Origin of the sequence: Planotetraspora kaengkrachanensis (assembly GCF_016862895.1) — a bacterium.
Lineage (GTDB): Bacteria > Actinomycetota > Actinomycetes > Streptosporangiales > Streptosporangiaceae > Planotetraspora > Planotetraspora kaengkrachanensis.
In genome coordinates, this window is record NZ_BONV01000002.1 from 161,929 (window position 1) to 187,944 (window position 26,016).

33 protein-coding genes are annotated in these 26,016 nt (G+C 69.6%); 14 read left to right on the forward strand and 19 right to left on the reverse strand.

Annotated elements, in window-relative coordinates; genetic code table 11:
- The first annotated feature begins 2 nt into the window (after positions 1–2).
- The 4 genes from Pka01_RS03535 (at position 3) to Pka01_RS03550 (ending at position 3,806) form a co-directional block, all read left to right on the forward strand.
- Positions 3–656 carry a sensor histidine kinase gene (locus Pka01_RS03535; protein WP_203881097.1) on the forward strand — a complete coding sequence of 218 codons (654 nt, stop codon included), beginning with the start codon at positions 3–5 and terminating at the stop codon, positions 654–656.
- 165 nt (positions 657–821) lie between these two features.
- On the forward strand, positions 822–1,670 hold the full coding sequence (locus tag Pka01_RS03540) for a tryptophan 2,3-dioxygenase family protein (RefSeq protein ID WP_203881098.1): 849 nt from the start codon (positions 822–824) through the stop codon (positions 1,668–1,670).
- A gap of 13 nt (positions 1,671–1,683) precedes the next feature.
- Positions 1,684–2,871 (forward strand): kynureninase, encoded by a 1,188-nt coding sequence (kynU, locus tag Pka01_RS03545; protein ID WP_203881099.1) that lies wholly within the window; start codon positions 1,684–1,686, stop codon positions 2,869–2,871.
- Positions 2,872–2,915: 44 nt separating this feature from the next.
- On the forward strand, positions 2,916–3,806 hold the full coding sequence (locus Pka01_RS03550) for an alpha/beta hydrolase family protein (protein WP_203881100.1): 891 nt from the start codon (positions 2,916–2,918) through the stop codon (positions 3,804–3,806).
- 50 nt (positions 3,807–3,856) lie between these two features.
- Here the strand turns inward: Pka01_RS03550 and Pka01_RS03555 are convergent, their stop codons facing one another.
- Positions 3,857–4,378, reverse strand: a complete 522-nt coding sequence (locus Pka01_RS03555; RefSeq protein WP_203881101.1) for an anthrone oxygenase family protein — start codon at positions 4,376–4,378, stop codon at positions 3,857–3,859.
- Positions 4,379–4,467: 89 nt separating this feature from the next.
- Here Pka01_RS03555 and Pka01_RS03560 point away from each other — a divergent pair, with 89 nt between their 5' ends.
- The 3 genes from Pka01_RS03560 (at position 4,468) to Pka01_RS03570 (ending at position 6,721) form a co-directional block, all read left to right on the forward strand.
- A complete protein-coding gene (locus tag Pka01_RS03560; RefSeq protein WP_203881102.1) occupies positions 4,468–5,160 on the forward strand; it encodes a TetR/AcrR family transcriptional regulator in 693 nt (230 codons plus the stop codon).
- Positions 5,161–5,293: 133 nt separating this feature from the next.
- A complete protein-coding gene (locus Pka01_RS03565) occupies positions 5,294–5,467 on the forward strand; it encodes a hypothetical protein (RefSeq protein ID WP_203881103.1) in 174 nt (57 codons plus the stop codon).
- Between the two features lie 117 nt (positions 5,468–5,584).
- Entirely contained in the window at positions 5,585–6,721 is a 1,137-nt protein-coding gene (locus Pka01_RS03570; RefSeq protein ID WP_203881104.1) for a calcium:cation antiporter, read from the forward strand.
- Here the strand turns inward: Pka01_RS03570 and Pka01_RS03575 are convergent.
- Positions 6,718–7,656 (reverse strand): LLM class flavin-dependent oxidoreductase, encoded by a 939-nt coding sequence (locus Pka01_RS03575; protein ID WP_203881105.1) that lies wholly within the window; start codon positions 7,654–7,656, stop codon positions 6,718–6,720. The two genes, Pka01_RS03570 and Pka01_RS03575, sit on opposite strands and share 4 nt — an antisense overlap.
- Positions 7,649–8,164 (reverse strand): hemerythrin domain-containing protein, encoded by a 516-nt coding sequence (locus tag Pka01_RS03580; RefSeq protein WP_203881106.1) that lies wholly within the window; start codon positions 8,162–8,164, stop codon positions 7,649–7,651. Before Pka01_RS03580 ends, Pka01_RS03575 begins: the two co-directional genes overlap by 8 nt.
- Positions 8,165–8,261: 97 nt before the next feature.
- Between Pka01_RS03580 and Pka01_RS03585 the strand changes: the two genes are divergently transcribed.
- Positions 8,262–8,759 carry a MarR family winged helix-turn-helix transcriptional regulator gene (locus Pka01_RS03585; protein WP_203881107.1) on the forward strand — a complete coding sequence of 166 codons (498 nt, stop codon included), beginning with the start codon at positions 8,262–8,264 and terminating at the stop codon, positions 8,757–8,759.
- Positions 8,760–8,826: 67 nt separating this feature from the next.
- Here the strand turns inward: Pka01_RS03585 and Pka01_RS03590 are convergent, their stop codons facing one another.
- The 7 genes from Pka01_RS03590 to Pka01_RS03615 form a co-directional block, all read right to left on the reverse strand.
- The gene (locus Pka01_RS03590) at positions 8,827–9,549 is read right to left on the reverse strand and encodes an ABC transporter permease (protein WP_203881108.1); all 723 of its coding nucleotides are present in this window, start codon (positions 9,547–9,549) and stop codon (positions 8,827–8,829) included.
- Entirely contained in the window at positions 9,546–10,529 is a 984-nt protein-coding gene (locus Pka01_RS03595; protein ID WP_203881109.1) for an ABC transporter ATP-binding protein, read from the reverse strand. The genes Pka01_RS03590 and Pka01_RS03595 overlap by 4 nt, the downstream gene beginning before the upstream one ends.
- 219 nt (positions 10,530–10,748) lie before the next feature.
- On the reverse strand, positions 10,749–11,981 hold the full coding sequence (locus Pka01_RS03600) for an RNA polymerase sigma factor (RefSeq protein ID WP_239114704.1): 1,233 nt from the start codon (positions 11,979–11,981) through the stop codon (positions 10,749–10,751).
- Positions 11,978–12,301, reverse strand: coding sequence for a YciI family protein (locus Pka01_RS03605; RefSeq protein WP_203881110.1), 324 nt, complete (start codon positions 12,299–12,301; stop codon positions 11,978–11,980). The genes Pka01_RS03600 and Pka01_RS03605 overlap by 4 nt, the downstream gene beginning before the upstream one ends.
- A 206-nt stretch (positions 12,302–12,507) precedes the next feature.
- On the reverse strand, positions 12,508–12,909 hold the full coding sequence (locus tag Pka01_RS03610) for a hypothetical protein (RefSeq protein ID WP_203881111.1): 402 nt from the start codon (positions 12,907–12,909) through the stop codon (positions 12,508–12,510).
- A gap of 94 nt (positions 12,910–13,003) precedes the next feature.
- A complete protein-coding gene (locus tag Pka01_RS41120) occupies positions 13,004–13,138 on the reverse strand; it encodes a hypothetical protein (RefSeq protein ID WP_275414421.1) in 135 nt (44 codons plus the stop codon).
- 4 nt (positions 13,139–13,142) lie between these two features.
- The gene (locus Pka01_RS03615; protein ID WP_239114705.1) at positions 13,143–13,736 is read right to left on the reverse strand and encodes a class I SAM-dependent methyltransferase; all 594 of its coding nucleotides are present in this window, start codon (positions 13,734–13,736) and stop codon (positions 13,143–13,145) included.
- Between the two features lie 203 nt (positions 13,737–13,939).
- Between Pka01_RS03615 and Pka01_RS03620 the strand changes: the two genes are divergently transcribed.
- Genes Pka01_RS03620 through Pka01_RS03630 form a run of 4 tightly spaced genes read left to right on the forward strand, consistent with a single transcriptional unit; the run spans position 13,940 to position 15,908 of the window.
- Positions 13,940–14,281 carry an MmcQ/YjbR family DNA-binding protein gene (locus Pka01_RS03620; protein ID WP_203881113.1) on the forward strand — a complete coding sequence of 114 codons (342 nt, stop codon included), beginning with the start codon at positions 13,940–13,942 and terminating at the stop codon, positions 14,279–14,281.
- Positions 14,282–14,318: 37 nt separating this feature from the next.
- Positions 14,319–14,957: a low affinity iron permease family protein gene (locus tag Pka01_RS40585; protein ID WP_239114706.1), complete on the forward strand. Its 639-nt coding sequence runs from the start codon at positions 14,319–14,321 to the stop codon at positions 14,955–14,957.
- Positions 14,954–15,088: a hypothetical protein gene (locus tag Pka01_RS41125; RefSeq protein ID WP_275414422.1), complete on the forward strand. Its 135-nt coding sequence runs from the start codon at positions 14,954–14,956 to the stop codon at positions 15,086–15,088. Before Pka01_RS40585 ends, Pka01_RS41125 begins: the two co-directional genes overlap by 4 nt.
- A 10-nt stretch (positions 15,089–15,098) precedes the next feature.
- Positions 15,099–15,908 carry a PaaX family transcriptional regulator gene (locus tag Pka01_RS03630; RefSeq protein ID WP_239114707.1) on the forward strand — a complete coding sequence of 270 codons (810 nt, stop codon included), beginning with the start codon at positions 15,099–15,101 and terminating at the stop codon, positions 15,906–15,908.
- Positions 15,909–15,935: 27 nt separating this feature from the next.
- Here the strand turns inward: Pka01_RS03630 and Pka01_RS03635 are convergent, their stop codons facing one another.
- Genes Pka01_RS03635 through Pka01_RS03660 form a run of 6 tightly spaced genes read right to left on the reverse strand, consistent with a single transcriptional unit; the run spans position 15,936 to position 22,329 of the window.
- Entirely contained in the window at positions 15,936–16,355 is a 420-nt protein-coding gene (locus Pka01_RS03635; protein ID WP_203881114.1) for an acyl-CoA thioesterase, read from the reverse strand.
- Positions 16,352–18,727 carry a bifunctional salicylyl-CoA 5-hydroxylase/oxidoreductase gene (locus Pka01_RS03640; RefSeq protein ID WP_203881115.1) on the reverse strand — a complete coding sequence of 792 codons (2,376 nt, stop codon included), beginning with the start codon at positions 18,725–18,727 and terminating at the stop codon, positions 16,352–16,354. Before Pka01_RS03640 ends, Pka01_RS03635 begins: the two co-directional genes overlap by 4 nt.
- Before the next feature lie 11 nt (positions 18,728–18,738).
- A complete protein-coding gene (locus Pka01_RS03645) occupies positions 18,739–20,397 on the reverse strand; it encodes an AMP-binding protein (RefSeq protein WP_203881116.1) in 1,659 nt (552 codons plus the stop codon).
- Between the two features lie 11 nt (positions 20,398–20,408).
- On the reverse strand, positions 20,409–21,335 hold the full coding sequence (locus tag Pka01_RS03650; RefSeq protein ID WP_203881117.1) for an acyl-CoA thioesterase: 927 nt from the start codon (positions 21,333–21,335) through the stop codon (positions 20,409–20,411).
- Positions 21,332–21,817, reverse strand: a complete 486-nt coding sequence (locus tag Pka01_RS03655; protein WP_203881118.1) for a cupin domain-containing protein — start codon at positions 21,815–21,817, stop codon at positions 21,332–21,334. The genes Pka01_RS03650 and Pka01_RS03655 overlap by 4 nt, the downstream gene beginning before the upstream one ends.
- Positions 21,818–21,828: 11 nt before the next feature.
- On the reverse strand, positions 21,829–22,329 hold the full coding sequence (locus Pka01_RS03660; protein ID WP_203881119.1) for a fumarylacetoacetate hydrolase family protein: 501 nt from the start codon (positions 22,327–22,329) through the stop codon (positions 21,829–21,831).
- Positions 22,330–22,782: 453 nt separating this feature from the next.
- Between Pka01_RS03660 and Pka01_RS03665 the strand changes: the two genes are divergently transcribed.
- Together Pka01_RS03665 and Pka01_RS41720 are read left to right on the forward strand one after the other, a co-directional pair.
- Complete coding sequence (locus Pka01_RS03665) at positions 22,783–23,202, forward strand: RidA family protein (RefSeq protein WP_203881120.1); 420 nt, start codon at positions 22,783–22,785, stop codon at positions 23,200–23,202.
- A gap of 161 nt (positions 23,203–23,363) precedes the next feature.
- The gene (locus tag Pka01_RS41720; RefSeq protein ID WP_203881121.1) at positions 23,364–23,666 is read left to right on the forward strand and encodes a GTP-binding protein; all 303 of its coding nucleotides are present in this window, start codon (positions 23,364–23,366) and stop codon (positions 23,664–23,666) included.
- Here Pka01_RS41720 and Pka01_RS03675 read toward each other — a convergent pair.
- The 3 genes from Pka01_RS03675 to Pka01_RS03685 form a co-directional block, all read right to left on the reverse strand.
- A complete protein-coding gene (locus Pka01_RS03675) occupies positions 23,554–24,405 on the reverse strand; it encodes a hypothetical protein (protein WP_203881122.1) in 852 nt (283 codons plus the stop codon). The genes Pka01_RS41720 and Pka01_RS03675 overlap by 113 nt on opposite strands.
- 139 nt (positions 24,406–24,544) lie before the next feature.
- The gene (locus Pka01_RS03680) at positions 24,545–24,811 is read right to left on the reverse strand and encodes a NifU family protein (RefSeq protein ID WP_203881123.1); all 267 of its coding nucleotides are present in this window, start codon (positions 24,809–24,811) and stop codon (positions 24,545–24,547) included.
- A gap of 59 nt (positions 24,812–24,870) precedes the next feature.
- Positions 24,871–25,914 carry an amidohydrolase family protein gene (locus Pka01_RS03685; protein ID WP_203881124.1) on the reverse strand — a complete coding sequence of 348 codons (1,044 nt, stop codon included), beginning with the start codon at positions 25,912–25,914 and terminating at the stop codon, positions 24,871–24,873.
- Positions 25,915–26,016 lie beyond the last annotated feature (102 nt).

Below are 26,016 nucleotides of genomic sequence, written 5' to 3' on the forward strand. Positions count from 1 at the left end.
ACATGGACCGGCAGCGCCAGTTCGCCGCGGACGCCTCGCACGAGTTGCGCACGCCGCTGGCGGCGCTGCGGTTGTGCGTGGAGGAGGCGCGACTGCACCCGGACGACGTCGATCTGCCGGATCTGCTCGGCCGCCTGACCGACGGCCTCCGCCGGCTGGAGAACATCGTCGACGACCTGCTCGTGCTGGCCGCGCTCGAGGTCGACCTCGAAGGAAGGTCGGAGGAGGTGAACGTCACGAGCCTGGTCGAGACGGTGGCCGCCCGGTGCGCCGAGAGCTGTGACGTGCGTCTCGACCTCGAGCCCGCGGTGACGGTGGCGGGCGCCCCCTGGCAGATCACCCGGCTGCTCGTCAATCTGCTCGACAACGCCCGGCGTCACGCCCAGCGCAGGCTAGGAGTGAACCTGCGCCGCGACGGCGATCACGCCGAGCTGGCCGTGGCCGACGACGGGCAGGGTGTCCGCCAGGCCGACCGCGACCGCGTCTTCCAGCCGTTCGCACGCGTGGACGCCGCCCGCGGCCGCGACCGCGGAGACGCCGGCCTGGGCCTGGCCGTCGCCCGGGACATCGCCTCGGCCCACCGCGGCACCCTGCACGTCGAGGACTCCGCCGACGGTGGCGCGCGGTTCGTGTTGCGCCTACCGCTCGTCTCTTGATCCACCTCATCCAGGGAGCTGCCTTGCTATATCGGGACAAAATCCCGCATCATTCCTGGTGGGTTCCCGGCTGTCCGAGATGGCCGGGCCCGAGGGGACCGGGGCTCCAGTGCCGAGAGGAAGGGAGCGGACCGCTACCCGGTAGCACGTCTCGAGGAGACCGCGATGTCGCATCGCCCCCCGTCCCGAGAAGCCGGCATCGGTTCGGAGTCCCCGAACCTCGACTTCACGGGCACGACGCCGTACGAGGCCTACGTCCAGGCCGACGTCCTCACCCACCTGCAACACCCCCTCTCCGACGACCCCGGCGAGATGGTCTTCCTGGTCACCACCCAGGTCATGGAGTTGTGGTTCACCGTGATCGTGCACGAGTGGGAGACCGCCTGCCGCGCGCTGCGCGAGGACCGGCTGCCCGTCGCGATGGACGCGCTCAGGCGCAGCGTGCGCGAGTTGGAGGCGCTGAACGCCTCCTGGCGGCCGCTGTCACAGCTCACTCCCGCCGAGTTCAACGCGTACCGGAGCGCGCTCGGCGAGGGCTCCGGCTTCCAGTCCGCGATGTACCGGCGGCTGGAGTTCCTGCTCGGCGAGAAGTCGCCGTCCATGCTGGTGCCGCACCGAGGCACGCCGCGCGTCCACGCGGAACTGGAGAAGGCGCTGCTCCAGCCGAGCCTGTACGACGAGGTGCTGCATCTGCTGGCGCGGCGTGGTCACGCCATACCGCGGGCCGTGCTGGACAGGGATCTGTCGCAGCGGTACGAGCCCTCGGCCGAGGTCGAGGCGGCATGGACGGAGATCTACTCCGGTGACCGGCTCGCCGACCTGGCACGGCTCGGCGAGGCGTTGACGGACGTCGGCGAACTGGTGTGGCGCTGGCGCAACGACCATCTCGTGGCGACCCGGCGCGCGATGGGCGCCAAGACCGGGACCGGCGGCTCCGCGGGCGTGGCCTGGCTCGAGAAACGGGCCGCGAAGAACGTGTTCCCCGAGTTGTGGACGGCGCGCAGCCATGTCTGATCACGTACATCTCATGAACCTCCCGGAGAAGGCCCGCAAACTCGACGAAGCGGACGTGCTGCGTGCCAAGCGCGCAGACTTCGTCCTCGACGACACCGTCTACCTGGACGGCAACTCGCTGGGCGCGCTGCCCGCCGCCGTGCCCGGCCGGATGGCCGACGTGGTGGCCAGGGAGTGGGGACGCCTGCGCATCAGGTCCTGGACGGAGTCCGGATGGTGGACGTCGCCCGAACGCATCGGCGACCGCATCGCCCCGCTGGTGGGCGCGGCCCCCGGCCAGATCGTGGTCGGCGACTCCACCAGCGTGAACGTCTTCAAGGCCCTGGTGGGCGCGGCTCGGATGGCGCACGCGGAACGCGACGAGATCGTCGTCGACGCGACCACGTTCCCCACCGACGGCTACATCGCGGAGTCCGCCGCGCGGATGACCGGCCGCCGCGTGGTCGCCGTCGACCCGAGCGAACTCCGGACGGCCTTCGGCCCCCGCACCGCCGCCGCCCTCGTCAACCACGTCGACTACCGCAGCGGACGGCTGCACGACCTGCCCGGTCTGACGGCCGCCGCGCATGCCGCCGGCGCCCTGGTGGTGTGGGACCTGTGCCACAGCGCGGGCGCGCTGCCGGTGGGGCTCGACGCGCACGGCGTCGACCTCGCGGTCGGCTGCACCTACAAGTACCTCAACGGGGGCCCCGGCTCGCCGGCCTTCCTGTACGTGCGCGAGGACCTGCAGCCCCGCTTCGACTCGCCGCTTCCCGGCTGGAACTCGCATCGGGATCCCTTCGGCATGTCTCCCCGGTACGAGGCGGCGGACGGCGCGCCGCGCGGCCGGGTGGGCACCCCCGACATCCTCTCGATGCTCGCCCTGGAGGCGGCGCTCGAGGTGTGGGACGAGGTGCCGATCGAGGCCGTACGTGACAAGAGCCTCGCCCTGACCGACTTCTTCCTGGAGTGCGTCACGGCGTACCTGCCCGCGGGACGAGTCGAGTCGATCACGCCCGTCCCGCACGCGGAGCGGGGCAGCCAGGTCGCGCTGCGCTGCGCCGACGCGGGCGAGGTGATGGACGCGCTGATCGCGCGTGGGGTCGTCGGCGACTACCGGCGTCCCGACGTGCTGCGCTTCGGCTTCACGCCTCTGTACGTGTCGTTCGCGGACGCGGAGCGGGCGGCGCGGGTGCTGGCAGAGGTGATCTCAACCCGTTGACCGGCGTGTGGTTCGCACCCCCGGGCGAAGGAGGAATCTCGCACATGGCCATAGCGGGAACGCGAGCGGTGTCCCCGGACGCCGCGGCGCGAGACGCCGTCGAGCAGGAGTCGGCCTTCTCCCATCCCTTCGTGGAACCGGACGCCACCGCCTCCTACGGCGGCCACGCCGATCAGGTCGTCGACTTCTACGCGCCCCGCGAGGATCTCGGCGAGGTGAAGGCGCCCCTCGTCGTCGTCCTCCACGGAGGCGCGTGGCGTGCCGCCTACGACCGGCGGCACGTCGCGCCCTTCGCGGCCTACCTCGCGGGTCGTGCCTTCGCGGTCGCCTCCGTCGAGTACCGGCGGGGTGGCGACGAGCCGGGCGCGGCGGGCCGCTGGCCGCAGACCCTCGACGACGTGGCCGCCGCCGTGGACGCGCTGCCCGGCCTCGTGGCGGACGCGCTCCCCCAGGCGGACCCCCGCCGTCCGATCCTGGTCGGCCATTCGGCCGGCGGGCACCTCGCACTGTGGGCGGCGGCCCGCCACAGGCTGCCGGAGGGCTCGCCCTGGCGGCTGCCGGAACCGTCCGCCGGCGGGGTCGTCGCGCTCGCGCCGATCGCCGACTTCGTCAAGGCCGGCGAACTGTCCGTGTGCTCCGGCGCCACGCTCCAGTTCCTCGGCGGGCCCGGGCGCTTCGAGGAACGGCGCCCGTCCGCGGACCCCGCGGCGCTGCTTCCCACCGGCGTCCCCACCACCGTCGTCCAGGGCGACACCGACATCGTCGTCCCGGCCGACGTCGCCGCATCCTTCGTACGCGCGGCAGCCGAGGCCGGCGAGACGGTTCGCCTGATCGAGGTGGCCGGGGCCGGGCACTTCCCGTTGATCGATCCGGCGGCGGACGCCTGCGCCCTGGTCGCTGAGGAGATCAGGCGCCTGGTGACGGCCGCCCGCTGACCTGTCCGGCGCATAACCTTGCCGGTTTCACGACGGTCTCCAGGGCTGTCTCAAGCGGAGATCTGGCCATGCCGTGCCGCCGCGTGCGCGCTGACGGTCCCCCCTTCCCCATCGGCCGCCTGAGCGATCAGAAGAGCGAAGAAGGCCAGCGTCGCCATCGCGGTCCGAACCCCGTGCAGCGCCCACCAGCGCAGGCGGACGTCCGCCCAGTCGGTCGGCGGCTGATCGGCGTCCCAGGAGTTCGCGAGCTGATTGAGCGGATCCAATCTGGTCAAGGTGAGCACGATCGTGGCCACCAACAGCAGCAGGGCGACGATGGTGAGCCAGAAGACGAGCCGGCCACGCGGGAAGGACATCGCACATGTCGCAAGGAGCAGGGCGAGGCAGGTGAGCAGCAACACCGGCATGGCACGGCCGTAATCCACGTTGAGCGCCTGCCAGTACCGCACGTAGGCGGGCGCGGGCAACGCCCGCAGCGACGGAGCCAGCACGGTGAAGACGAGGCCTCCGGCGAAGAGGCCGAGCAGCGATACCGCGCCCGTCCGAGCGATCACCAACAGCACGGGGGACATGCCGCACCTCCGGTGCGTCAAGATTGACTGGATGCACAAAATTTCATTTGAATCGATTAAAGTCAATATGTCTGGCATGGTGATCGCTCATGGAGCGGAAGCCCAAGCGCCGGTACGTCAGTGAGGTGCGGCGCGAGAACGCGGAGGCGACCCGGCTGCGAATCGCCGAGGCCGCACGGGCACTCATGCTGGAGCACGGCTACGCCTCCACGACGATGGCCGGCGTCGCGCGGGCCGCAGGTGTCGTCGTGCAGACCCTGTACACGTCCTGCCCCGGCGGCAAGCCGGGCTTGGCGAAGCTCGTCTGGGACGTGACCTTGGCCGGCGACGCGCAAGCCGTCCCGCAGAGCGCCCGGCCGCAGGTACAGGCGATCATCCTCGAGCCCGACCCCGCGCGTAAGCTGGTCGCCTTCGCGGAGATGGCACTGGCGATATACGAACGTGTCGGTCCGGTGCATCGCGTGCTCCGCGCCGCCGCGGCGACCGATGCCGGCCTGGCCGAACTGCTGGCCGACACGGAACGCCAGCGATTGGCAGGCAGCCGGGGACCTGCTGAACACCTGGCGGCCGTGGGTGCACTGCGCACAGGCCTGGGCGTCGAGCGGGCCGCCGATCAGATCTACGCCCTGACCTCGATCGAGTTGTTCGAGCGGCTGACCGATGTCTGCGGCTGGACCATGCGCGACTGCCGGGACTGGCTGGCGCGGATCCTGAGCGAGACCCTGCTCGAACCGGCCGACCACGCACGCCGCACGTCAGGGTCGTCGCAGTCCGTCACGTAGCTCGGCCGCCGCAGGGCCCGCGCGGCCGCCCTCCTCACGCTGGCGCTGCCCGGCTCGGGCACGGCCGTGGCCGCCCCAGCCCCCGGACTGGGGCGCCTCGACGGTCGAAGCCCAGGACGGCGACCCCGGCTCGATGCTCACGCTCTACCGGACGGCGCTCGCCCGCCGCCGAGCCGAGCTCACCGGGCTGACCGAGGAGATCGCCTGGCTGTCCCGCGGGCTGACGACCGTTCCCGAGCCGTGGTGGTGCGATGACGAGGCCGGCGGCGGCGGTCACCGGCCCTCGCGACCGGGCAAGACGGGATAATGAGGGTATTGCGCCACCAAGCAAGCTCGGCATGGGGTTCGGTCGCCCACGCGAGCGACCGGCCTGCGGATCCGCCCCGGACACCGCGTGGGTGAGGGCCGGGGCAGTGGAGGCCGTTTGAAGATCACGTCGGCTGCCGCGGCCGCCATCGGCTCGCCATCGGTCCTGGCCGCCAGGGTCGTTCCCGTGGTCGCGGTCCTCACCTTGGTCGGCGTGTGGAACCGCACATTGCCGATCATCGTGGAACTCGTGGTCGTGGTGCTGCTGGCCGCCTCGGTGCTGGCCGCGGTGCACCATGCCGACGTGGTCGCCCGGCGCGTGGGCGACCTGTTCGGCGCACTGATCCTGGCCGTGGCCGTCACCGTCATCGAGGTGGGTCTCATCATCACCTTGATGATCTCCGGTGGCGGCTCGACCTCCTCCCTGGCCCGCGACACCGTCTTCGCCGCCGTGATGATCACTTGTAACGGCATCCTCGGCCTGTCCCTGATGCTCGGCGCCCTCCGTACGCGGGTCGCGGAGTTCAATCCCGAAGGCACCGGCGCCGCCCTCGCCACAGTGATCACTCTGGCGACACTGAGCCTGGTGCTGCCCAGCTTCACCACCAGCGCCCCAGGACCGAACTTCTCCACGCCGCAACTGGCCTTCGCCGCCGCAGCCTCCCTGATCTTGTACGCGCTGTTCGTGTTCGTCCAGAACGTGCGGCACCGGGACTCCTTCCTGGCCTCTCCCCCGCCCCGGCGAAATGCGGCCGACGGCCAGGACGACGGCGACGACGCACATGCGGAGATTCCGTCCGTCCGGGCCGCTCAGGTCAGCCTCGCGCTGCTCACGGCCGCGCTCGTCGCCGTCGTCGGCCTGGCCAAGGTGGAGTCCGGCACCATCGAGGAGACCGTCGCCGCGGCAAGGCTTCCGCAGTCCGTCGTCGGCGTCGTGATCGCCTTGCTGGTGCTGCTTCCCGAGGCTCTCGCCGCCGCACGCAACGCGCGGCGCGGCCGTACCCAGGTCAGCCTCAACCTCGCCCTCGGCTCGGCCATGGCCAGCATCGGGCTGACCATCCCCGCCATCGCGGTGGCCTCCATCTGGCTCGAGGGCCCGCTGCTGCTCGGTCTCGGCCCCACCCAGATGGTGCTGCTGGCCCTCACCGCGATCGTCGGCACCCTCACCGTCATGCCCGGTCGTGCCACCCTGCTCCAGGCGGGGATACACCTCGCCCTGTGCGCCGGCTACCTGTTCCTCGCCGCGAATCCTTAGACGATCTTTTCGCCTCCTCCGCCCTGTGCGCCGCGGCGGAGTTCCGCGACGCGCCGCCGTACCTGGGGGACCACCTCGTCGGCGAACAGGCGGACCTGATCGATCGAGGGCGAGGCAGGCCAGAAGATCATGCTGTCGAACCCGAGATCGACGGCCCACTCGGTGAGGGTGTCCACCCACGACTCGACCGGGCCGTTGAGACCGTGGCCGCCGGTGCGGGGCCCGATCGAGCCGAGGATGTTGTACAGGCGCCGGACGTCCTCAGGCCTGCGCCCGGCCCCGGCCGCGGCCTCGTCGATGATCCGCTGGGCATCGGGCACCGCCTCAGGCGGCAGGCCCGTGTTGATCGGGCAGATCCAGCCGTCGGCGTAGCGGCCGGTCAGGGCCAGCATCTTCGGGCGCAGCCCGCCGACCCAGACCGGGATGCGGTGCGCGGGCGCCGGCCCCGGATGGAAACCGCGCACCTGGTGATGGTCACCGGAGAACGTAACGGTCACGCCCTCCAACGCGGCGTCCACGGTGTGGCGCAGGATCTGCACCGACTCGGCGGCCGCGGCGACCAGGGCGCCGCCCGTGAGGCCGGCTCCCCCCATCGCCTCGACCTGGGGCGCGTACCCGCCGGCTCCGACGGCGAGGTCGAATCGGCCGCCGCTGAGCACGTCGAGGGTGACGGCCGCCTTGGCGAGCATCGCCGGCGGGCGCAACGCCAGGTTGAGCACGTCCGGGATGAACCGGACGCGGCTGGTGCGGGCGGCCAGATGGGTGATGAGGGTCCAGGTGTCGAAGTAGGCGGGCTGGTAGGGGTGGTCCTGGATCGCGACGAGGTCGAGTCCGGCGGCCTCCGCGGCGTGGGTCAGCTCGGTGAGGCCGGGCAGATCTCCGGCGTCCGGCGTCACGGACAGTCCGAACCGCAGTGGGGCTCCGTAGTCAGCCATAGAAGGGCCACCTCTTCCAGCGGTTGATCACCGGCGCCAGCATCTTCTCCTCGTAGGACAGATGGTCGAGCAGATGCCGGCTCAGGGATTCGAGCGCCTCGACAAGACGCCTTCTGCTCTTGTGGTCGTGCGCCGCGCCGGTCGCCGCGCCGGCGGCGTCCTCCACCTCGTCGAGCAGGTCGGAGACCACGCGGTGGTCGGCCTCCAGCTTGTCCACCACGGCACTCAGCTCCGGCGCCGCCGCACGGACCGAGGGGAACAACATGGCGTCCTCACCACGGTGGTGCATGTGGACGAACCCGCATGCTTGCAGGCAATTCACTCGTAACTGGAACAGCAGCCCGTTGCTGCGCAGCCGGTCCACTCCCGCGCGCAGAGCGGAAGCATCGGCCCCCGCGGCCGCGTCGGCGGCGAGCCGGCGGCACCGCGCGATGTCGCTCCGGATGCGATCGTGCACCGCCTTGAACTCCAGGAACAGCCGGCCGGCCACCTCGTCGGTATCGGTCATCGTCTGGTCACCTCCGGCGCCAATAATACGCAAAATGAACTATCCGTCGAATTGACCATCCAAATTTTGGATGGTCTACAGGCAGTACACTGTTCGCATGCCCCGAACAGACGATCTCGGCCTCACATTGGGGCTCGTCTATCGCTGGTACGCCAAGGCCTCCACGGCGGTGCTCGAGGACGTGCCGGGCGGCACCCGCGGCTACCACGTGATCTCCGACGCCGTGCACGAGCGGGCCGGGAGCCAGATCCAGCTCGCCCAGCGGCACGGCGTGAACAAGACCGTCATGACCTACCTGGTCGACGACCTCGAGGGGGCGGGCCTGGTCGAGCGGCGCGCCGATCCGTCCGACCGCCGCAACCGCGTCATCGTCGTGACCGAGCGTGGCCGCGAGCTGTGGGAGAGCGTGCAGAGCCGGCTCCGCGAGGTCGAGCGGCATGTGCTCTCCGACCTGACGGCAGAGGAGCAGGCCGTGTTCTGCCGTCTCCTGGGCCGCGTCGCGGACCGCGCCGACTCGATCGACCCCGTGAGTGACGCGTGCGCGGTCGGCAAGGAGATCGCGGAGATCGCTGAGCCCCGTCAGGCGGCCGGTTAGGCAGGCGGGCGGGGCCGATCGGTCAAGGCCGCCCGCGTTCCTGTGACATGTCGGCGAGGGCGCGGGGTCAGCGGGTGCCGGTGATGAGCCGCTCGCGGTCGAAGGCCGCCGACACGATCCGCCAGCCGAGTGCGTCAAGGAGCAGCAGGACCGCCGCGAGGCCGAGGGCACGTCCGAGCGTCGGGTGGATCACGTCGAGCGCCGTGAGGGACGTCAACGCGATCATCGGGATGCCCGCGAGCATGCCGAGTTGCTGAGCGACCCTGATGTCGCCGGCCTTCGCGGATATGGCCATGCCGACCCAGATCGACCACGCGGCGATCAGTGGCGTGAAGAGCACCTGGGCGAGGATCTGCGGCCATCGCAGCAGCGCCGAGGCCACCGCCGGATCGGCGAAGAGCGCTACGAAGACGATGCAGAGCGCATAGACCGTGTACGCCACCGCCGCCGACGGGACAAGCGCGGCCAGCGCCTTGCCCAGCAGGAACTCTTCGCGGAGGACCGGCGTCGCGAGCACGGGCTCGAGGGTGTCCTGCCGGCGCTCCCCCACCACCGCGTACGCGGCGATCAGCACGGGGGTGAGTGCCGGGATGCCCAGCAGATACAGCAGGACGTGCGCGTGCGCCAGTTGGCCCGAGGAGGAGGCGGGCAGCCCGAAGACCACGACGAGCGGCTGCACGAGGAAGATCAGCGGGATGATCCCCATTGCCACGACGATGGAGGGCGTCCGGCGGTATTCCCGCAGCTCTTTGCGGACGATGGCCCGGATGCGCCTGATGCTCACGCTCATCGCTCCCCCGCCTCCTCGCCGGCACCGGCAGGAGCGTCGGCGCCGACGAGTCGGAGGTAGACGTCCTCCAGTGAGTGGTTCGACGGGCTGATCGACAGCACGTCGGCTCCCGCGGCCACCAGCGCGCGTGTGGCGGCGGGCGCGGCGACCGCCGGGTCGGTGACCGTCAGCCTGTAGGCGCAGCCGCCGTCCGGGTGCCAGCGTTCTACGGCCGGGAGGCCGGCGAAGACGCGACCCGGGTCGGGCAGCGGGGCACGGGTGGTGACCGCGAGTGTCTTGGCGAACAGCCGATCGCGCAACTCATCGGGTCGGCCGATCGTCCGCAGCGTGGTGTTCAAGATTGCGACGTGGTCGCAGAGCCGCTCGGCCTCCTCCAGGCGATGCGTGGTGAGGAAGACGGTCACGCCTCGCCGGCGGAGCCGGTCGATCAACTCGTGGACGTCTCGGGCGGCGACCGGATCGAGGCCCGCGGTCGGTTCGTCGAGGAAGAGGATCTGCGGGTCGCCGAGAAGCGCCCTGGCCAGCGCGACCCGCTGACGCATGCCCTTGGACAGGGACGCGCAGACATCCTGTGCCCGGTCGGCCAGGTTCACGGCCTTCAGCGCGCCCTCCATCCGCTCACGCGGGTTGGACACCTGGTACAGGTCGGCGAAACATTCGAGGTTTTCCGCCACGCTCAGGCGAAGGTAGAGCCCCGGCGACTCCGGCATGATCGATATTCGCCGCCGGATCCGCGCCGCGTTCTCCGGCGTCAGCGGAATACCGGCGACGACCGCCGACCCCGACGTCGGCGCGATGAGGGTGCCGAGAGTCCGTACCGTCGTCGTCTTCCCCGCACCGTTGGGCCCGAGGAAACCGAAGACCTCGCCGATGCCGACCTCGAACGAGATGTCTTCGAACGCGACACGGTCACCGAAGCGTTTGCTCAGACCGTGGACCGACAACGCCGGGGAACGCGTGCCGTGATCCTCATAGTCCATCTGCGCCGTCCTTCCATCGACAGCCCAGCACCTAGAAATGTGATATCAGAATGATAGATGACCGAGCCTCAGGAGAACAGACATCCGACCGGCTCACCGAGGGCGGATCCACCGACGGTCAAGACGAGCCGGCCGCAAGGAGCCGGGCAGCATGATCACCGGTCGCGGCCGTGGTGACTCCCCGTTGGCGGTTCCCGGCTTTGGTCGGCGGCCGGGGCATTACCGCAGCTGGTCTCGGCGGCGTGTCAGGTACGCGGTCTCGGCGGTGTTGCCCGCAAGCTCGATGGCTTTGTCGTACGCCGCGCGCGACTTCTGACTGTGGCCCAGCCGGCGCAGCAGGTCGGCGCGGGTCGCATGGTAGGCGTGATAGCCGGCCAGCTTGTCCTCAAGACGGTCGACGGCCGCCAGTGCCACCTCCGGGCCGTCGAGCTCGGCGACCGCGATGGCCCGGTTGAGGGCGATGATCGGCGAAGGATCGAGGCGGACGAGCTGGTCGTAGAGGGCGACGACCTGCGACCAGTCGGTGTCGCGTACGTCGCGGGCCGAGGTGTGCACGGCGTTGATCGCTGCGAGGAGCTGGTAGGGGCCGGGGGCCACCCCGGAGGCCAGGCGCCCGCGCACCAGTTGGTGTCCCTCGGCGATCAGCGCCGCGTCCCAGGCCCCACGGTCCTGCTCGTCGAGGGTGACCAGTTCGCCGCTGCCCGAGACCCGGGCGGTGCGGCGGGCCTCGATCATGAGCATCAGCGCCAGCAGCCCGGCCACCTCACCGTCCTGTGGCATGAGGGCACGGATCAGGCGAGTGAGCCGGATCGCCTCGGCGGTCAGGTCGTGGCGCACCGGATCGGTGCCGGGGCCGGTGGCCAGGTAGCCCTCGTTGAAGACGAGGTAGAGGACGGCGAGCACGCCGGAGACACGCGCCGGGAGATCCTCCCCGGACGGCACGCGATAAGGGATGCGCGCCGCTTTGATCTTGGCCTTCGCGCGGGTGATCCGCTGCCCCATGCTGCTCTCCTGCACCAGGAAGGCACGGGCGATCTCGGGCATGGTCAGGCCGGCGACCATGCGCAGCGTCAGCGCCACGCGGGCCTCCATCGCCAGCGCCGGGTGACAGCAGGTGAAGATCAGCCGGAGCCGTTCGTCGTCGATGGCGCCGACAGGCCCGGGCGGGTCGTCGTCGTACAACAGCTGAGCCTCCCTGTGCTTGTCGTCGCGCTTGTTCTCGCGCCGGATCCGGTCGATGGCCCTGCGGTTGGCGGTGGTGGTCAGCCAGGCGCCGGGGTTGGGCGGTACGCCCTCGGCCGACCACCGCTCGACGGCGATCGCGAACGCTTCACCCGCCGCCTCCTCGGCGATGTCGAGATCACCGAAACGCCTGGTCAGGGCAGCGACCACCCGTGCCCACTCCTCGTGGTGGGCACGGGTGACCGCCTCGCGGACGTCGATCCCGTTCACAGGAACGGCCGCACCTCGACCTTCCGATTGCAGGCCTTCGACCCCTCGGCGGCCAGCTTGAGCGCCACGTCGAGGTCCGCGGCCTCGATGATCCAGAAGCCGGCGAGGAACTCCTTCGACTCCACGAAGGGCCCGTCGGTGAACATCGCCTCCCCACGCCGGTTGTCGATCACAGTGGCCGTGGCGGGTGCCCCGAGACCGCCGGCGAAGACCCAGTGGCCTTCGGCCACGAGCCGGTCGTTGAACACGTCGATCGCAGCGTCCTCTTCCGGGGTGGCCAAGCCGGGCCCGTCAAAGATCACGGAAACCATGTACTGCATCTCGGATCATCTCCTGTGTTTCGTGGCACCCCGCGTGGGCGGCCGCTCACCCCTACTACGAACGCCTCTGCTCTGATCCGACACCGGCCCCCGGATTTCCTTCGAGAACTTTCCGCGGGTCGCCTTGCCCAAGCCCCGTCGTGCAATCCGGATCGTGTTCAGCACGCGCTGGAAGTACGGGGGACACGCCTTTAGGGAGACGCGCCTTAGGAGACGCGCATGGCGTTGGAGACGTAGCCGCCTCCGCCCGGGTAGACCCAGGCCCCGTTAAGGGTGCGGTCGTCGGGACTGAAGGTGCCCTGGTAATAGGCGGGGGAATCGCGATCACCCGCCCAGATGGTGAGGGTGTCGCCGTCGATCTCGTAGGTGTAATCCAGAGTGCTGCCGTCCTGGCCGTAGTAGCGGGACTTGATGTCCGCGCTGGGTTCGGCCATCAGTTTGCGCTCCCGGCCGATGATCTCGATGCCGTGCTCGTCGCCCAGTTGGATGTCCTGCTGGATGAAGTGGTCGTTCATCCAGCGGTAGGTGACGGTGCCCTCGTGTCCACCGGTGATCGTCCAGGTGCCGATCAGCCGGGCCAGGGCCTGCATTGCGGGGTCGTTGCTCATCACGGGTCTCCTTCAGGAAGAAGTGTCCACCATTGCCGACCGACACCGGAGCCGAAACTCATCGGTCCATGACCCCGGCACCCCCACGCCGTTTTCACTGCCGCATCAGCTTCCGCGACCCCACGCCTGAGGCGATATCGACGACCTCGGCGATCTCGACGGGGTCAGCGAGCGGCACATGCTTCGCAACCTGCTCGGGTGTCCGGCAGTACGCGACGTGATAACCCACCGTTCTAGATCCGTTCGATCGTCGCGAACCAGGCCGGCGCGCCGTCGTCGCCGTGGAATCTCGTGAGGACCCGGTCCGGTTCGATGGCGGCGATGTTCCATCCGCCTTCGGGAGTGAACGCCGCTCGCAGTTCTTCCCGACTCACGGGGTGCGGGCCGGTGCCGGGACCCTGGTCGCTGAAGCACAACACGTACACGGTTCCACCGCGCTCGGTCACCGACGCGAGACTCGCCACGTATCCGGGTCGCTCGTCGGCGTCGAAGGTGTGGAGAAGCCCGCAGTCCAGCACGGTCTCGAACCGGCGTCCCAGACGCCCGAGCTGGAAGGCGTCGGCGATGGCGAACTCGGCCGCGATCCCACGGCCGGCGGCGTTCTCCCTGGCGATCGCCAGCGCGGTCTCGGCCACGTCGACGCCCAGAACCGAGAATCCATGCGACGCGACGTGAAGGGTGTTCTCGCCGGTCCCGCAGCCCGCGTCGAGCACCGCTCCGGCGAACCCGCCTTCTGCCGCCAGACGCACTATCGCCGGCTGCGGCCGTCCGATGTCCCAGGGCGCGGGACCGTCATGGTACGACGCGTCCCAGGACTGTCCCGTCATCCGTTCGTGACTGGTCGGGCGCCGACCACTGAACGGATCGTCAGCGAGGGTCTCTGAACGCTCCGGCATTTCCGTCCCCTTCCCGTCGATTGACCGTGCCACCTCATCGTGGCCTTCCGGCCCACAACTCGTGACTATTCCTCAATTCGAAACCAGGGTTCCGCTACAACTGTGTGCATTCGCCACACGAACGGAGTCCCTTCATGATCACGCTGGCTGATATCCGTGAGCACGCGATGGCACTGCCGGACGTCGTGGAGAAGCCGCACTTCCGGTTGCCCGGCTTCCGAGTGGCGGACAAACTCCTCGCGCACCTGGAGAGGGGCGACGCGCACGCGATCGTGTGCGTCGGCCAGGCGGAGGCCGAGGAGGCGGCCGCGGATCAGCCGGACGTCTACGAGGAGGTGTGGCGGAACGGCCGCATCTTCGTCGGCCTCCGCGTCGACCTGGCCAAGGTCACAGAAGGGCGCATGCGGGAGCTGATCGAGCACGCCTGGCGCCACCGGGCGCCGAAGCGCCTGGTCGCGGAGTACGACGCCCGCTGAAGCCCGGCAGCGGGGCGTCGGCAGCACGGGAGATTCCATGTTCACCGGCGGTCGCGTACCCGTCACTGGTCGTGGCCAGACACTGGTCGACGTCGCCGGCATGGACGCGGCGCCCGGTTCTGCGTGGTGGCCGGAAGGTCAGGAAACAAAGGCGCATGCGGCGCGCACTCTGACCGTGATCGGACCGGTGCGATTGTTTTCGGGCGGCTTTTCAGGGCAGGTGACGGGCCCCGTGTCCCAGCGAGCGAGGAGGACCACGGTGTCCCTTGCCGAGGGTTCCACTCCCACGATGCCGTCCGATGTCAGACGCCACTTGTCGGCATTCGACCGGTTCGCCAGCGCCGCCTCCAAGTACGCCTCCAGGGGCTCGTTCTTCGCGATGTGCGTGCTCCTGGTTCTGGTCTGGGCGCCTTCCTTCTTCCTCATCGGCGACATCGACACGTGGCAGCTGATCATCAACACGGCCACCACGATCGTCACCTTCCTTCTGGTGGCACTGTTGCAGAACACGCAGAGCCGAGCCGACGCCGCGATCCAGCACAAGCTCAACGCCATCGCCGACGGGCTGGCCGACCTGATGAAACAGGTCAGCGAGGATCACGACGAGAAGCCGCTCCACACCGACGTTCAGGAACTGCGAGATGCCGTCGGCCTCGAGAACAAAGAGAGTGCTTGACCGGCTCCGGCCGGGCCGCCTGCGCGCACCGCGACGGCGCCGCGACCCCGACCCCGACCCCGACGAAGACCCCGACGAAGACCTTCGCCGCGGACGACACCGGGCATGTCCGCGACGACACCCGCCATTAGAGTTCTCCGCATGCCGGAGATCGCCCCGCGCCAGTTGATCTTGACGCTCTACGGGCTGTACGCACGCGACGAGCACAACTGGCTGTCGGTCGCCTCGGTCGTCAAGCTCCTGAGCGACCTGGACGTCGACCCGGCCGGCGTGCGTTCGTCGATCTCGCGTCTCAAGCGGCGCGGCGTGCTCGAGTCGGTCAAGGTCGAGCGGACCGCCGGCTACTGCCTCTCCCCCGGCGCCCTCGAACTGCTACGTGAGGGCGACGTACGGATCTTCTCCCACCCGAGGGCTCGGCTGGCGGACGGGTTCGTCCTCGTGGTCTTCTCCATCCCGGAGTCCGAACGCGACCGTCGTCACGCCCTGCGCTCCACCCTCGCCGAGATGGGATTCGGTACGGCCTCGCCTGGAGTCTGGGTGGCACCAGGAACGCTCCACGAGCACACGGTCCGCACGATCGAGCGGATGGGGCTGACCGACTACGTCGACCTGTTCGTCGCGCACCACCGAGCCTTCGGCGACCTTCGCGAGCGGGTCGCCGAGTGGTGGGATCTCGATGCGATCGAGTCGGAGTACAACGAGTTCGTCGTCCATTTCCAGGACGCCCCGAAGCGGTTCGCCGCGGCCGCCGACGGCCCGAAGACGGCATTCGAGATCTACGTGCCGATGCTCACCGAATGGCGCCGCCTGCCGTACCGGGATCCCGGCCTGCCGCTCGAACTGCTCCCCGAGGGCTGGATCGGCAGTCGCGCCGAGGACCTGTTCGCCGACCTCGACGCGCTGTTGCGCCGGCCCGCGCGGGAACACGCGCTCAGGACGATTCACTCCTGATCCGAGCCCGGAAACGACCGGGGCCCGTCACGCGGTGAGCGCCGCCCGCCAGCTGTCGGGCCAGCGTGAGCTCCTGTGACCCCTGTCCGCGACGTGCACGGTGACGTACGACCCGTGTGCCGCCAGGGTCCGCGGCCGTCCCTCGAACTCCTCACCCCAGACCTCGAACGAGAACGTCATCGAGGAAGCGCCGAGCCTGATCAGCTCGACGACCGCGGTGACCTGCTGGCCGAATCTCAGTGGAGCGTCGAACTCCACCTCGTACCGCACGCGGGGGGCCTTCTGGAAGTAGTCGTGGAGCCCCCGTTCCCGCATCAGCGCAGCCTCGGCCGACTCGACGAACCGCACGACCGCGGTGTTGTGGTAGATGCCGGCCGCGTCGGTGTCGACCCACTCCACCCGGGTGTGGTGGACCCCGACCGTGCCCTGCTTGCGAGTGTCGGTCACGCGGACACCGCGGCCCGGTCCGGCGTCCACCGCAGGTGCACCTGGTCGTCCTGGTCCGCCCGCAGGAGCGCCAGGCGCGGCGGGATCTTGTCCGTGCGCGAGGTCGGCGGCCTGCGACGGCCGGCCCTGAACTGCACCGGCCAGTCGGCGCCGGGACCCCGGTACTCCTGCTCGGCCCCGGCGTGGAGCGTCCATTGCGGGTTGTACAGGTGGGTGCGGCCGAGGGCGCACAGGTCGGCCCGTCCGGCGAGCAGGATCGAGTTCACGTCGTCGTAAGAGCTGATCGCGCCGACCGCGATCACCTTCGCCCCCGCCGGCGCGGCCACCTCGTGGCGGATCCGGTCGGCGAACGGGGTCTGGTACGACCGGCCGAACGCGGGCTTCTCCTCCTTGGCGACCTGACCGGAGGAGACGTCGATGGCGGCCGCGCCGTGCTCGATGAACGCGCGCGCGATCTCGACGGCGTCGTGTTCGGTGTTGCCGTCGGGGACCCAGTCCGTCGCCGAGATGCGGACCGTCACCGGGACGTGCCCCGGCACCACCGCGCGTACGGCGTCGAAGACCTCGAGCGGGAAGCGCAGCCGGTTCTCCAGCGATCCCCCGTACTCGTCGGCGCGCCTGTTGGCGATCGGAGACAGGAACGAGGAGAGCAGATAGCCGTGCGCGGCGTGCACCTCGACGAGGTCGAAGCCCGCCTCGACCGCCCGCCGCGCGGTGTGGACGAAGTCGGCGACCACCTTGTCGAGGTCGGCGCGCGTGGCCTCGCGGGGCACGTGGCAGCCCACGCCGTACGGCAGCGAGGTGGGGCCGATGACCTCCCAGTTGCCCTCGGGCAGCGGGTCGTCGATGCCCTCCCACATCAGCCTGGTCGAGCCCTTGCGGCCGGAGTGGCCGATCTGGGCGCCGATCTTGGCGGTGGTGCGGGTGTGCACGAAATCGGTGATCCTGCTGTACGCGTCGCGCTGCTCGTCGGTCCACAGGCCGGTGCAGCCCGGTGTGATCCGTCCCTCCGGCGAGACGCACACCATCTCGGTCATGACCAGCCCGGCGCCACCGAGCGCCTTGGAGCCGAGGTGGACGAGGTGGAAGTCGTTGGCGACGCCGTCGACCGCCGAGTACATGTCCATCGGCGAGACGATCACGCGGTTCTTCAGCTCCAGTCGGCCGATGCGGACCGGCTGGAACATCGCGGGGGCGGCCTGGTCGCCTCCGTTGGCCCGTGCGAAATCCGCCTCGACCAGTCCCGCGAACGCCGCGTCGCGGTCCTTGAGGTTCTCGAAGGTGATCCGCCGGCTGCGGGTGAGCAGGTTGAAGCAGAACTGGGCGGGCTCCTGGTCGGCGTACATGCCGATGTTCTCGAACCACTCCAGCGACGCCTGCGCGGCCCGCTGGGTCGACTCCACCACCGGCTTGCGCTCGGTCTGGTACGCCTCGAGCGCCGCCTCGACCGTGGGGTTCTCGTGCAGGCACGCGGCGAGCGCGAGCGCGTCCTCCATGGCGAGCTTCGTGCCCGAGCCGATCGAGAAGTGCGCGGTGTGGGCGGCGTCGCCGAGCAGCACGACGTTGCCGTGGTGCCAGCGGGCGTTCCTGACAGTGGTGAAGTTGAGCCACTTGGAGTTGTTGGTGAGGATCTCGTGCCCGTCGAGCTCCTCGGCCCAGATCTCCTTGATCCGGGCGACGGCGTACTCGTCGCTGGTTCCGGGCGGGAACTCCTCGCTCTCCGTCCGGTCGAACCCCGCGCGGCGCCAGACGTCCTCGTGCATCTCGACGATGAAGGTCGAGCCCTGGTCCGAGTAGGGGTAGCCGTGGATCTGCATGGTGCCCCACTCCGTCTCCTTGACGAAGAACTGGAACGCCTCGAAGACCAGGTCGGTGCCGAGCCAGATGTACTTGTTCCGCCGGCGGTCCAGGGCGGGGCCGAAGACGTCGGCGTACTTCGTGCGGACCGTGGAGTTGAGACCGTCGGCCGCGGCGACGACGTCGTACGCCGATCTGAGCTCGTCCACGTCGGGCGCCGTCGTGCGGTAGTGGACGGTGACGCCGAGCTCGGCGACGCGCTCCTGCAGCAGCTGCAGCAACTCCTTGCGGCTCATCGCCGCGAAGCCCTGCCCGCCGACGGTGAAGGGGTGGCCGTCGAACTCGATGTCGATGTCGGTCCAGCGGGCGAACCGGCTCTCCATCTTCCGGTAGACGACCTGGTCGGCGCTCTCGATGCCGCCCAGGGTCTCGTCGGAGAAGACGACGCCGAAGCCGAAGGTGTCCTCGGGCGCGTTGCGCTCCCAGACGGTGACCTCGTGCGTGGCGTCGAGGCCCTTCATCAGGGCAGCGAGGTAGAGGCCCCCGGGGCCGCCGCCGACGATGGCGATCTTCAAAGGAGTCCCTTTCACTGCGAGGCGGCAGGAACGTCGGCCTGCTCTTGTTCGACGATGCGGCGGAGCACGAAGTGCTGGAGCTTGCCGCTGCGGTTGCGCGGCAGCGAGTCGATGAACCGGACGTCGCGCGGGTACTTGTACGGCGCGATCTGGCCCTTGACGTAGTCCTGGAGCTCCCGGGCCTTGGCCGCATCTCCTGCGACGCCCTCGCGAAGCACCACGAAGGCGCAGACGATCGAGCCCCGCTCGGCGTGGGGCTCGGCCACGACCGCCGACTCGACGACGTCGGGATGGGTGTCGATCGCGGCCTCCACCTCGGGGCCGCCGATGTTGTAGCCGGAGGAGACGATCATGTTGTCGGTGCGGGCCCGGTAGAAGAAGTAGCCGTCCTCGTCCCTGACGAAGGTGTCGCCGGTGACGTTCCAGCCGTTGACGACGTAGTTCCCCTGCCGTTCGTCGTCGAGGTACCGGCAGCCGACCGGGCCGATGACGGCGAGCATGCCTTCCTCACCTGGCCCGGCCTCCTCGCCGTCCGGGCCGATGATGGTCGCCCGGTAGCCCGGCACCGGCTTGCCGGTCGCCCCGGGGCGGATGTCCGCCCCCGCCGCGGAGATGAAGATGTGCAGCAGTTCGGTCGCCCCGATGCCGTCGATGATCTCGAGGCCGAGCTCGTCACGGACCTGCTCCCAGACTCCCTGCGGGATGTGCTCGCCCGCGCTGACGGCCGCGCGGAGGCCGCGCAGCAGCTTGGCGTTGCCGGACCTGAGGATCTGCTTGTACGCCGTGGGCGCGGTCGCCAGCACGGTCACGCCGTGCTCGGCGACGAGTTCGGCCAGCTGGACCGGGGTGGCCGACTCGGTCAGGAACGCGCACGCGCCGGCCCGCGGCGGGAAGACGACGAGCATGCCGAGGCCGAAGGTGAACGCGAACGGCGCGGTGCACGAGACCAGATCGTCGGCCTGGAGCCGCAGGACGTTGCCGCCGAAGGTGTTGTCGATGGACAGGATGTCGCGGTGGAAGTGCGTGGTGACCTTCGGGACGCCCGTGCTGCCGGAGGTCGGCCCGAAGAGCGCGACGTCGTCGGCGGCGGTCGCGACGTTCACGAACTCACCGGACTTCGCCGTGGCCCGCAGCGTCAGGTCGTCCGCCCCCTCGCCGCCGTACGCCATGATCGCCAGTCCCGGGCTCACGGTGTCGCGGACGGCCTCGACGTCTTCGGCGAACCGGTGGTCGACCAGCGCGATCGCCGGCCGGGTCTTCTCGACGATGGGGGCCAGTTCGCGGGCGCGGAGGGCGGCCATGGTGGTGACGACGATGCCGCCGGCCTTGAGGACGCCCAGCCAGGCGGCGACGGTCCAGGGGTTGTTGGGCGAGCGCAGCAGCACCCGGTTGCCGGGCACGAGGCCGAGATCCTCGGTGAGCACCTGCGCGACCTGGTTGGCGCGCCGCTGTAACTGGCCGTAGGTCCAGGTTTCGCCGGTCGGCGTCCGCAGAGCCGGGCGGCCGGCGCCGAACCGTTCCACCGGCACGTCGATGAGCTCGGTCGCGGCGTTGAGCCGCTCGGGGTAGCGCAGGGTCTCCGACGTGAACTCGAGGGTCGGCCACTGGTCGGCCGGCGGCAGGTGGTCTCGGGCGAAGGTGTCCGGATAGGCGGAGGGGCTGAGGTCCATCGGTGTCGTCCTTAGGGGGTGCGGATCATGCCTTCTTGGGCGACGGTGGCCAGGTGGGTGTGATCCCGGGTGAAGAAGCGGCCGGCGGCCAGCCCGCGGCCGGACTCGGCGGATCCCGCCTCCTGCACGTAGAGCAGCCAGCCGTCGACGACGCCCGGGCCGGGGGCGCGGTGGAACCACATCGCGTGGTCGAGGCTCGCCGTCACCAGGCCGGGATCGGCCCAGGCGAGGCCGAGCACCCGCAGCACCGGCTCGAGGATGGTGTAGTCGCAGACGTAGGCGAGCGCGGCCATGTCCCGCTGCTCGTCGGTGAGGCCCTCGACGGGGCGCAGCGCGTCGAACGGCCTGACCCAGACGGCCTGGTGCGGGACCCGCTCCCCCTCGACGGCGAGATAGACGGGGCCGGGCACATGGCGCATGTCGAAGCCGCGGCCGCCCGCCCAGTAGGCCTGCGACTGAGCGGTCATCGTCCCCTCCAGCCCGAAGCCCGCGAGGTACGCGGCCGAGCCGGGCAGGTCCTCGGGGGCGGGAACGTCGAGCGGGGCCACGGGGGTGAAGCCGCCGCCCGGCTCACCGGCGGCGAAGTTGGCCAGGCAGACGTAGACCGGTTTGCCGTTCTGGTAGCCGCGCACGTGCCGGGTGGCGTAGCCGCGGCCGTCGCGCAGCAACTCCACCTCGTACTGCACCTCGGCGCCGATGTCGACCGGCCGGAGGAAGTAGGAGTGCATGGAGTGCAGGGTCTTGCCGCCCTCTCCCCCGGGCACCGACCGCATGGCCGCGGCCGCCGCCTGGGCGACCATGTCGCCGCCGTACGCCTTGGGCCAGGGGCAGGCCTGGGTGACGGCGGTGAAGGCGAGGTCGAGATGCTCGGGTTCCGCGGCCTTCAGGGTGACGGCCGCCGTGAAGATCTCGCTGGTGGGACGCGCCTGGTCGGTCACGGGCGGTCCAGCCAGTCACGCAGGTCGGCGTCGGGGACGTCCGCGAGGTTGACGACGATGTTCTCGGGCGTGCGGGTCGTCATCCAGGTCAGCGGCTTGTTGCGGTCCAGGTTGCACTCGATGTGCGGCATGAAGGGCGGGACGAAGACCCAGTCGCTCTCCTCCATGTCGATGTAGTCCTCGAAGCGCTCGCCGAAGTAGATCCGCGCCCGGCCGGAGAGCACGTAGCCTCCGGTCTCGGCCTCTCCGTGGTGGTGCGTCACCGACCGGTAGCCCGGCTCGTTGCTGACCTTGCCGAACCACAGTTTGGTCGCGGGGGTGTGTTGGACGCTGACGCCGGAGACGCGCGTTGCGCCCGCGGACTGACCGGTGTCGCCCACCTCCAGTCCCCCTCGGGTCACCACGGGCACGACGAGACCGCTCGCGCCGGCGTACATCGAGTTGTCGCCCTCGAGGACGTATTTGCTCGGATCGGGTTCCATCGAGTTGCTCCTCAGCGGGTCGTGAAACGGTTCTGCAGGGTGCCGATGCCGGTGATCTCGGTCTCGACGACGTCGCCGTCGGCCAGATAGAGGGGCGGTCGCATCCCCATCCCGACGCCGCCGGGTGTGCCGGTCAGGACGAGGTCGCCGGGACGCAGCCGGGTGAAGGCCGAGACGTAGGCCAGCAGTTCCGCCGGGCCGAAGACGAGGGTCCCGGTGTCGCCCCGCTGGCGCTGCACGCCGTTGACCCGGCAGATCACGTCGACGCCGCCCGCCACGTCGAGCTCGTCGGGAGTGACGAGCACCGGGCCGATCGGGGTCGAGCGGTCCCAGGCCTTGCCCTGGAACCACTGGAGCGTGCGGCGCTGCCAGTCACGTACGGAGATGTCGTTGGCGACCGTGTACGCCGCGATCGAGCGCTCGGCGACGGCGACGTCCGCCCGCTCGAGGTCCGCTCCGACGACCACGGCGAGTTCCGCCTCCCAGTCGACGTCGACGTCCGCGGGAAGCACGATGTCTCGTCGGGGCCGAGGAGGGTGTCGGCGTACTTGGCGAACAGCGTCGGATGCGCGGGAAGCTCCCTGCCCGTTTCCCGGATGTGGTCGGCGTAGTTGAGCCCGCAGCAGACGACCTTCGCCGGCCGAGGCAGCGGGCAGGCGAGACGCCAGCCGTCGAGGACCTCCCCGGCGAGGCCGGCGACCGCGCCGATCGCGCCGCCCGTGCGCGTCAGGAGGTCGTTCAGATCGGGGAACGGCAGGCGGCGCCAGTCGCCCTCCACCTGGACGGCGGCGGCGGTCACGCCGTGGCGGCCGGCAAGCGTCGCCAGCTTCACTGCCGGCCTCCTCGCAGCGTCGTATCTGGGCCTGTACGGCCCCCTCATGTATGCCGTATTCTTCACGACCGTCAAGAAATGTCAATAGAATCTCGGATGACTCACACGACTCACAGCGCGAGGAGACCCGCCCATGCGACCAGTTGCCGTCAACCCCGACGCGCTGCCCACCCCCAGCGGCTTCTCCCACGGGACCCTCTCGGGTAACACGCTCTACCTGGCCGGCCAGACGGCCCTCGACGCGGAGATGCGGATCGTCCCCGGCGGCATCGTCGAACAGTTCCGCCAGGCGCTGTCGAACGTCCTCGTCACGCTCCGCGACGTCGGCGGCGAGCCGGAAGACCTCGTCAGCGTGACCATCTACCTCACCGACATCCCCGACTACCAGGCGCACGGCAAGGAGATCGGGAAGGTGTGGCGGGAACTGGCCGGCCCGACCTACCCCGCGATGGCCGGCATCGGCTGCACCGCTCTGTGGCAGCCGGAGGCGATGGTCGAAATCGTCGGCGTGGCCGTCATTCCTCAATCGCGCCTCCGTCACCCCGGCCGGTGACCCGGCGACGGCCCGGACGCGTCATAACCGTTCTCGAATGAGGTCGCGCCGAAAACCTATGTATTGGTCTGTATACGGGGGTAACGGTGGCGCCATAAAATCCACCACCGGAGCGCACGCCTGCACGCACAGGCGGCCACGACCAGACCGGGGAGGATCCAGTGACGGCGGACCAGGCACCCGACCCGGTCGAGACGACCGGAGCCGCGGCACTGCCGGTCGCGATCGTCACCGGGTTCCTCGGCAGCGGTAAGACGACCTTCGTCAGAGGGCTGCTCGACGCGGGCGGCGGCGGCCGGATCGCCCGTACGCCATCAGAGCGGCTAGCGACCGCCTGGCTCCGGCCGAGGCTCATCTCATGGTTTCGCGGAGCACGAACTTGTTCGCGCCGGTCTGCTCGAGATGCAGGATCGCGACCAGACCACCGCCGGCGACACCGTTATACGAATCCGCCACACAGTTGACGAACGGAATGAAGCTGCGCATCGCGGCGATGGCTCGCTGCGCGTTCCACACCTTCTTCAATTTCTTCGCGAACACGGCGACGCCCACAAAGTAGACGTAGGAGGCGGCGGCCGTGCTCCATTTGCTGCGAAGGACCTTGACGTTGCCCGCCGTCTCGGCGAAGTGGTCCACGACCGCCCGCGCCGAACCGTAACTCGCGGACAGCCAATGAGACGCGTCGCTCCGCCGTCCGAGGAGGAGGTAGACGACCCCTAGGTGCATTTCGACCACCGCGCGATCCTGGATGGACACAGCGAGTCCGTGCGCGTCGATGAACTTGTCGCGAGCCTGCTGAAGATGCCGGTCGTAGTCCGGATCCGCCGACGTCATCCGGCCGGCCTCGCTGAGATGGATCTGAGCGGCCCGGAACGGACCCTCGAGAATGAGAGTCACCTTCCGGTCGATCGAGGCCAGCATCGCGACCTGGGCTCCGCCCGTTCCCAGCAACGCCTCGAGGACGCGCATCCCGGAAGCGGCACCGGGAACCTGGGCGACCTCGAGCCCGAAGGCGGCCACCGCCCGGCTCAGCGTGAACCACTGGTCGAGCTCGGATCCGGCCTCCGGCGTGACGAACGGCAGCCGGGAACCGTCATCGGGGCCGGACTTCTGCTGAGCCCATTGCGCGAATCTCGCCATCCGTCCGTCGATCCAGTCTCCGGCGCCCTGACGCGGGGCGCCGTCCGGCGGTTGCGCATTCATGGGCCTCTTCTTTCCGCGCCGGCCCGGCGCAGAAGGGCGATCGGCGGCTCTGTCCCCCGATGATGAGCCGATCAGCATCATCCCGATATAGGGAGATCCCGAATATCGATTTCATGAAATGAAGAGCGACTGGTCGCCGTCACCCGTTCTCTTCGCGCGGCATGGATGGGCGAGGCCACTTCTCCAGGTCCGCCACGAGGCGGGCCCGATTGCCCTCGTCGATCCGGCCGCCATGGATCTCCACCGAGACGACACCCTCGAGTTCGAGGAGAGCGGGCCGAACGGTCACCTCGGAGCAGACGGGACGGTAGGTGCACCCGGTGCACATGCCGGTGTACCTCACCTCGACGGTGCCCTGGTCGTCGACGCCGGCGAGCTCGACGCCGCCGCGGTGGACGGACATCATCCGGCCAACGGATCGGACCCGACGCTCGACCGCCTCACGGTCGACGCCTTCGCCGCCCATCAGTTCCCGCCGATCACCCGCGACGCCGGATCGCCGGACGCCGCGAGCTCGGCCTTCTTGGCCTCGACGTCGACGCCGAACAGGCGGGCCATGTTGAGACCGAGGATCTTCTCCTTGTCGGAGCGGGTGATCTGCGGGTAGCCGTACCCCTGGCGCAGGTCGTCCGGGATCTCCAGGCCGACGAAGTCCTCGAGGAACGGAGCGGGAGCGCCCGTCATCGCGGCCTCGGAGCCCCACATCAGCTTGTCGGGACCGACCTCCATGAGAAGCCGTCCCAACTGCTCCTGCACCCGGCGCGGCGCGACCTTGTAGAAGCTCAGGACACCGGACAGGGCGAGGTAGACGTTCGGGAACCGCGACGCGATCGAGACGACCTCGTCGAAGTACGGCAGCGCGAGGTGGTGGATCACGAACTTCGCGTCGGGAAAGTCCCGTGCCGGCCTCTGAAGGTCGACCGGCCGCAGGACGTCGACGTCCCACATGCCGAACGGGAGGCCCTTGTGGAACTGGAGCACGTCGACGCCCAGGTCGAGCGCCTGCTCGTAGAGCGGGTAGGCGAGTTCGCGGTCGTCGCAGCGCCACGACATGTCGATGTGACCGTTGTAGAACTTGAACGAGCGGGCGCCGAGTTCCTCCTTCTGGCGGATCATCTCGACCTTCGCTCCGTGCAGACCGTGATGGATCGGGTCCACGCCGCCCGAGAGCAGCACCCTCTCCGGGTACGCCGAGGCGAAGGCGTGCTGCGCCTCGATGGACGAGAACGAGTCCTGGAACCAGTCCCACACGGGGACCGCGCAGGCCATCGCCATGTCGACCGGCGACTGGACGAACTCCATCTCGTACATCTGCTCGGTGGTGAACTTCGTCTCCCAGTCGAAGTCGCCGGCGAACTGCCCCATCTGCGGCTCGTACTTCATGGAGTCCATGGCGACGCGCCAGCCGTACAACATCGGCTCCATCTCCCGCAGTTCCCTGCGCTGGTTCGCGGGTGAGAAGTCGTATGCGTGGCATACGCAGTCGAAGACGAACATGTCGCCGATCATTGGGGGACTCCCTTTCGTGCTGAGGCGGATCGCCTCACGGGACGGGCTGCTTTTCCAACGTAGGAGTCCGGATATCGGGGCATCCAATAGCGATTCCGCGCG

What these genes read in the sequence shown, in the direction of transcription:
- Pka01_RS03535 (WP_203881097.1), top strand. Translation starts at nt 3, where the DNA reads ATGGACCGGCAGCGCCAGTTCGCCGCGGACGCCTCGCACGAGTTGCGC.
- Pka01_RS03540 (WP_203881098.1), top strand. Translation starts at nt 822, where the DNA reads ATGTCGCATCGCCCCCCGTCCCGAGAAGCCGGCATCGGTTCGGAGTCC.
- kynU (WP_203881099.1), top strand. Translation starts at nt 1,684, where the DNA reads ATGAACCTCCCGGAGAAGGCCCGCAAACTCGACGAAGCGGACGTGCTG.
- Pka01_RS03550 (WP_203881100.1), top strand. Translation starts at nt 2,916, where the DNA reads ATGGCCATAGCGGGAACGCGAGCGGTGTCCCCGGACGCCGCGGCGCGA.
- Pka01_RS03555 (WP_203881101.1), bottom strand. Translation starts at nt 4,378, where the DNA reads ATGTCCCCCGTGCTGTTGGTGATCGCTCGGACGGGCGCGGTATCGCTG.
- Pka01_RS03560 (WP_203881102.1), top strand. Translation starts at nt 4,468, where the DNA reads ATGGAGCGGAAGCCCAAGCGCCGGTACGTCAGTGAGGTGCGGCGCGAG.
- Pka01_RS03565 (WP_203881103.1), top strand. Translation starts at nt 5,294, where the DNA reads ATGCTCACGCTCTACCGGACGGCGCTCGCCCGCCGCCGAGCCGAGCTC.
- Pka01_RS03575 (WP_203881105.1), bottom strand. Translation starts at nt 7,656, where the DNA reads ATGGCTGACTACGGAGCCCCACTGCGGTTCGGACTGTCCGTGACGCCG.
- Pka01_RS03580 (WP_203881106.1), bottom strand. Translation starts at nt 8,164, where the DNA reads ATGACCGATACCGACGAGGTGGCCGGCCGGCTGTTCCTGGAGTTCAAG.
- Pka01_RS03585 (WP_203881107.1), top strand. Translation starts at nt 8,262, where the DNA reads ATGCCCCGAACAGACGATCTCGGCCTCACATTGGGGCTCGTCTATCGC.
- Pka01_RS03590 (WP_203881108.1), bottom strand. Translation starts at nt 9,549, where the DNA reads ATGAGCGTGAGCATCAGGCGCATCCGGGCCATCGTCCGCAAAGAGCTG.
- Pka01_RS03595 (WP_203881109.1), bottom strand. Translation starts at nt 10,529, where the DNA reads ATGGACTATGAGGATCACGGCACGCGTTCCCCGGCGTTGTCGGTCCAC.
- Pka01_RS03605 (WP_203881110.1), bottom strand. Translation starts at nt 12,301, where the DNA reads ATGCAGTACATGGTTTCCGTGATCTTTGACGGGCCCGGCTTGGCCACC.
- Pka01_RS03610 (WP_203881111.1), bottom strand. Translation starts at nt 12,909, where the DNA reads ATGAGCAACGACCCCGCAATGCAGGCCCTGGCCCGGCTGATCGGCACC.
- Pka01_RS03615 (WP_239114705.1), bottom strand. Translation starts at nt 13,736, where the DNA reads ATGACGGGACAGTCCTGGGACGCGTCGTACCATGACGGTCCCGCGCCC.
- Pka01_RS03620 (WP_203881113.1), top strand. Translation starts at nt 13,940, where the DNA reads ATGATCACGCTGGCTGATATCCGTGAGCACGCGATGGCACTGCCGGAC.
- Pka01_RS40585 (WP_239114706.1), top strand. Translation starts at nt 14,319, where the DNA reads ATGTTCACCGGCGGTCGCGTACCCGTCACTGGTCGTGGCCAGACACTG.
- Pka01_RS03630 (WP_239114707.1), top strand. Translation starts at nt 15,099, where the DNA reads ATGCCGGAGATCGCCCCGCGCCAGTTGATCTTGACGCTCTACGGGCTG.
- Pka01_RS03645 (WP_203881116.1), bottom strand. Translation starts at nt 20,397, where the DNA reads ATGGACCTCAGCCCCTCCGCCTATCCGGACACCTTCGCCCGAGACCAC.
- Pka01_RS03655 (WP_203881118.1), bottom strand. Translation starts at nt 21,817, where the DNA reads ATGGAACCCGATCCGAGCAAATACGTCCTCGAGGGCGACAACTCGATG.
- Pka01_RS03665 (WP_203881120.1), top strand. Translation starts at nt 22,783, where the DNA reads ATGCGACCAGTTGCCGTCAACCCCGACGCGCTGCCCACCCCCAGCGGC.
- Pka01_RS03675 (WP_203881122.1), bottom strand. Translation starts at nt 24,405, where the DNA reads ATGAATGCGCAACCGCCGGACGGCGCCCCGCGTCAGGGCGCCGGAGAC.
- Pka01_RS03680 (WP_203881123.1), bottom strand. Translation starts at nt 24,811, where the DNA reads ATGATGTCCGTCCACCGCGGCGGCGTCGAGCTCGCCGGCGTCGACGAC.
- Pka01_RS03685 (WP_203881124.1), bottom strand. Translation starts at nt 25,914, where the DNA reads ATGATCGGCGACATGTTCGTCTTCGACTGCGTATGCCACGCATACGAC.